The sequence below is a fragment of the Dietzia sp. DQ11-38-2 genome (assembly GCF_014145055.1).
Taxonomy (GTDB): Bacteria; Actinomycetota; Actinomycetes; order Mycobacteriales; family Mycobacteriaceae; genus Dietzia.
Genome location: NZ_JAALDW010000376.1, coordinates 1,109 through 4,918 on the forward strand (window position 1 = coordinate 1,109; position 3,810 = coordinate 4,918).

At 71.1% G+C, this 3,810-nt stretch carries 3 protein-coding genes and 1 pseudogene; 2 read left to right on the plus strand and 2 right to left on the minus strand.

Annotated elements, in window-relative coordinates; genetic code table 11:
• Positions 1–190: pseudogene (locus G6026_RS12635) on the minus strand (endo-1,5-alpha-L-arabinanase); the annotation flags it as partial.
• 76 nt (positions 191–266) lie between these two features.
• The gene (locus G6026_RS12640) at positions 267–1,910 is read right to left on the minus strand and encodes an AMP-binding protein (RefSeq protein WP_107748805.1); all 1,644 of its coding nucleotides are present in this window, start codon (positions 1,908–1,910) and stop codon (positions 267–269) included.
• Positions 1,911–2,052: 142 nt separating this feature from the next.
• On the opposite strand from G6026_RS12640, the gene G6026_RS12645 reads away from it, so the two are divergent.
• Entirely contained in the window at positions 2,053–3,192 is a 1,140-nt protein-coding gene (locus G6026_RS12645) for an acyl-CoA dehydrogenase family protein (RefSeq protein WP_107748804.1), read from the plus strand.
• Between the two features lie 44 nt (positions 3,193–3,236).
• A complete protein-coding gene (gene idi / locus G6026_RS12650; RefSeq protein WP_017835303.1) occupies positions 3,237–3,791 on the plus strand; it encodes an isopentenyl-diphosphate Delta-isomerase in 555 nt (184 codons plus the stop codon).
• The last annotated feature ends 19 nt before the right edge of the window (positions 3,792–3,810 follow it).

Consider the following 3,810-nt stretch of genomic DNA (forward strand, 5'->3'; position numbering starts at 1 on the left):
CCGACCAGTCGTCCGAGGACGCGTAGACGTGGAAGGCGCCGTCCGCTCCCCTCTGGACCGACGGGTCCGGGGCGATGGAGGAGATCACCGGGTTCGCGGCCGCGGGCACCGCCGCGGTGGCGGACACGAGGGGGACGACGACGGCCAGCGCGGCGGCGCCGAGGGCGCGCGCTCCTCGCGAAGTTTTCATCGGCCGAGCATAGACCCATGAACCGTCTTTATGTCACCGTACGTAACTCCCGGTTGGAGCACCCGCCCCGCGCTCGCTATCTCGCCCCGCGCTCCTTGCGCAGCAGGAACCGCTGGATCTTGCCCGACGGCGTCTTGGGCAGCTCACGGGCGAAGTGGACCTTCCGGGGGAACGCGTGGGCCGCGAACTCCGTCTTGACCCACTTCTGTAGTTCCTCCGCCTTGTCGTCGTCACCCTCGACACCCTCGCGCAGCACGACGTACGCCTCGAGTACCTCACCGGCCAGTTCGTCGGGGACGCCGATGATCGCCGACTCCAGCACGTCCGGGTGCTTGGCCAGGACGGACTCCACGTCGAACGGGCCGATCCGGTAGCCGGACATGATGATCACGTCGTCGTCGCGGCTGGAGAAGTAGAAATGACCGTCGGCGTCGAGCTTGGCCGCGTCGCCCGTGTAGTACCAGCGGCCGTCCGCGCTGAACCGCTCGGCCGTCTTCTCGGGCGCGTCGTGGTACCCCGTGAACCACATGAGCGGGCTGGCGGGGACGTCGATCGCGACGCGGCCGAGCTCCCCCACCGGCGCGGTCTCGTCGGAGTCGGCCGCGAGCACGGTGCACCCCCACCCGGGAAGCGGCACTCCCATGGACCCGGGACGGACGTCCTCGCGCAGCGAGTCGTGCCAGGGGTTGATGATGAACATCCCGTGCTCGGTCTGGCCGTACTGGTCCCGGACCTCGACACCGAACTGCTCGATCGACCACTCGATCACCTCCGGGGTGAGCGGCTCACCGGCGGCGGAGGCCCGGCGGAGCCTCACGTCCGGCGCGATGTCGCGCTTGGCGCGCATCGTCCGGTAGACCGTCGGCGCCGCCGCGAAGTTGGTGACCCCGTAGTACTGCAGGACGGCGAACGCCAACTCCGGGGTGTAGCGGGCGTGGAGGAGCAGGCTGCGGCGGCCCACCGCCAGCGGACCGAGGATGCCGTAGTAGAGGCCGTACGCCCAGCCCGGATCGGCACCGTTCCAGAACACGTCGTCGGCGCGCACGTCCAGACCGGTCTCGATGTACTGGTGGAACGCGGCGAGCGCGCGGACGGGGACGACGACCCCCTTGGGGGTGCCGGTGGTGCCCGAGGTGAAGAGCATCACCATCCCGGCGTCCGGGCCGGTGACCGCGGCGCCGCGACCGGGCTCCTGGTCGCCGACGATCGTGTCGAGATCGAGGTCTCCCTCCCGGGCACCGGGGCAGTCCGCCAGCCCGGCCACGACCACCGGGACGGATGTGCTCTCGAGCTTCCCCCGCTGGTCGGCGTCGGACACGATCACCCGGGCGTCGCCGCCGGTGATCCGCATCTCGATGGCGGGCCAGGCGAACGCGGTGAACAGCGGCATGTGCACCGCGCCCAGGCGCCAGATCCCCATGAGCGTGAACACCAGGTCCGCGGACTTGGCCATGAGCGTGGCGACCCGGTCCCCCTCGCCCACACCGAGAGCCGCCAGGGCGGCGGCCACCTTCTCGCTCCCGACCTTCAGCTCGCCGTAGGTGATGTCGCGACCGGACAGGTCGGCGTCGATCACGGTGAAGGCCACGGCGTCGGGGTCGTGGCGGTCGCACAGGAACTCCGCCGCACTCGCACCGGGGACGTCGTAGATCGCCAGGAGCTCGTCCGGGGACAGGGGCGTACCGGTGGGCGGCGTGGTCTCGGTCGTATCTGCAGACATGTCTGCAGATACTGCTGCAGAGGCCCGCCGCACACCACCCACCGACGGGCACCCCCGCTTTCGGGGCTGGTACGACTGCTCCGGAGCCGTGCACTCTAATGGGACCACCCGACGATTCCCGCACGTACCCGGAAGGACTCCCATGGCCGTCGACCGACTGCTCCCCAGCGACGAGGCGTACGAACTCCTCGACATGACCCGCTCGGTCGCGGACAAGCTGCTCGAGCCGATCGCGGCCGAGCACGAGCGGAACCACACCTATCCCGAGGGGCTCTTCGCGCAACTCGGCGAGGTGGGCCTGCTGGGGCTGCCCTATCCGGAGGAGTTCGGCGGCGGCGACCAGCCGTACGAGGTGTACCTGCAGGTGCTGGAGGAGCTCGGTGCCCGGTGGGCGGCTGTCGCCGTCGCGACGAGCGTGCACGGTCTGTCCTGCTTCCCCCTGGCCACCGCCGGCTCCGACGAGCAGAAGGCCGAGTGGCTGCCCGGGATGCTCGCCGGCGAGCAGATCGGCGCGTATTCGCTCTCGGAGCCACAGGCCGGGTCGGACGCGGCGGCGCTGCGGTGCCGCGCCGAGCGCGAGGGTGACGAGTTCGTGGTCACCGGCACCAAGTCCTGGATCACGCACGGTGGGATCGCGGACGTGTACAACACCTTCGTCCGCACCGGCGAGGGGTCCCGCGGCATCTCGTGTCTCCTGGTCCCCCGCGACACCGAGAACCTGACGTTCGGGAAGCCCGAGGACAAGATGGGCCTGAACGGCGTCCCCACCACCACCGCCGCCTACGAGGGCGCCCGGGTCGACGCCGCCCGTCTCCTGGGCGCCGAGGGCGACGGACTGCGCATCGCGTTCTCCGCCCTGGACTCGGGCCGGCTCGGGATCGCCGCGGTGGCCACCGGCATCGCGCAGCGGGCACTCGACGACGCGGTCGCCTACGCCAATGAGCGCGAGGCGTTCGGCAAGACCATCATCGGCCACCAGGGCCTGGGCTTCCTGCTGGCGGACATGGCCGCGGCCGTGACCTCCGCCCGCGCCACGTACCTCGACGCCGCCCGACGCAAGGACGCCGGCCGTCCCTACTCCCGCCAGGCCTCGATCGCCAAGCTCACCGCCACGGACGCGGCGATGAAGGTCACGACGGACGCGGTCCAGGTGCTCGGCGGCGTCGGCTACACCCGGGAGTTCCCCGTGGAGCGGTACATGCGCGAGGCCAAGATCACCCAGATCTTCGAGGGCACCAACCAGATCCAGCGACTGGTGATCGCCCGCGACCTCGCCGTCTGAGTCCCCGGCGGCCCGTCCGGCCCGGAGCGCCTAAGGTTGGCGGCATGTCCTCCCTCCCCGACGCCTCCGCTCCCGCGGGCACCGAGTACGTGGTCCTCCTCTCGGAGGACGGCCAGCCCGTCGGCACCGCGGACAAGGCCACCGTCCACACCACCGACACCCCGCTGCACCTGGCGTTCTCGTGCCACGTGGTCGACGAGGAGGGCCGCGTCCTGCTCACCCGTCGCGCGCTGCACAAGCGCGCCTGGCCGGGTGTGTGGACCAACTCGTTCTGTGGTCACCCCGCACCGGGCGAGGACCCCGCCGAGGCGATAGTGCGACGGGCGGAACAGGAACTCGGGACGCGCGTGGACGGGATCGAGCCGGCGTTGCCGGACTTCCGGTACCGGGCGGTGGACGACTCCGGGATCGTGGAGAACGAGATCTGCCCCGTGTTCACCGCCCGCATCCGCGCCGACCTGGCCCCGCGGGCGGACGAGGTGTGTGCCCACCACTGGGCCCGGCCCGAGGACGTGCGCAAGGCCATCGACGCGACGCCGTTCGCGTTCAGCCCCTGGCTGGTCGCGCAGGCGCCGCGCATGGCCCTCTACGCTCGTTGAGGACGGGCTCGGTGAGGAC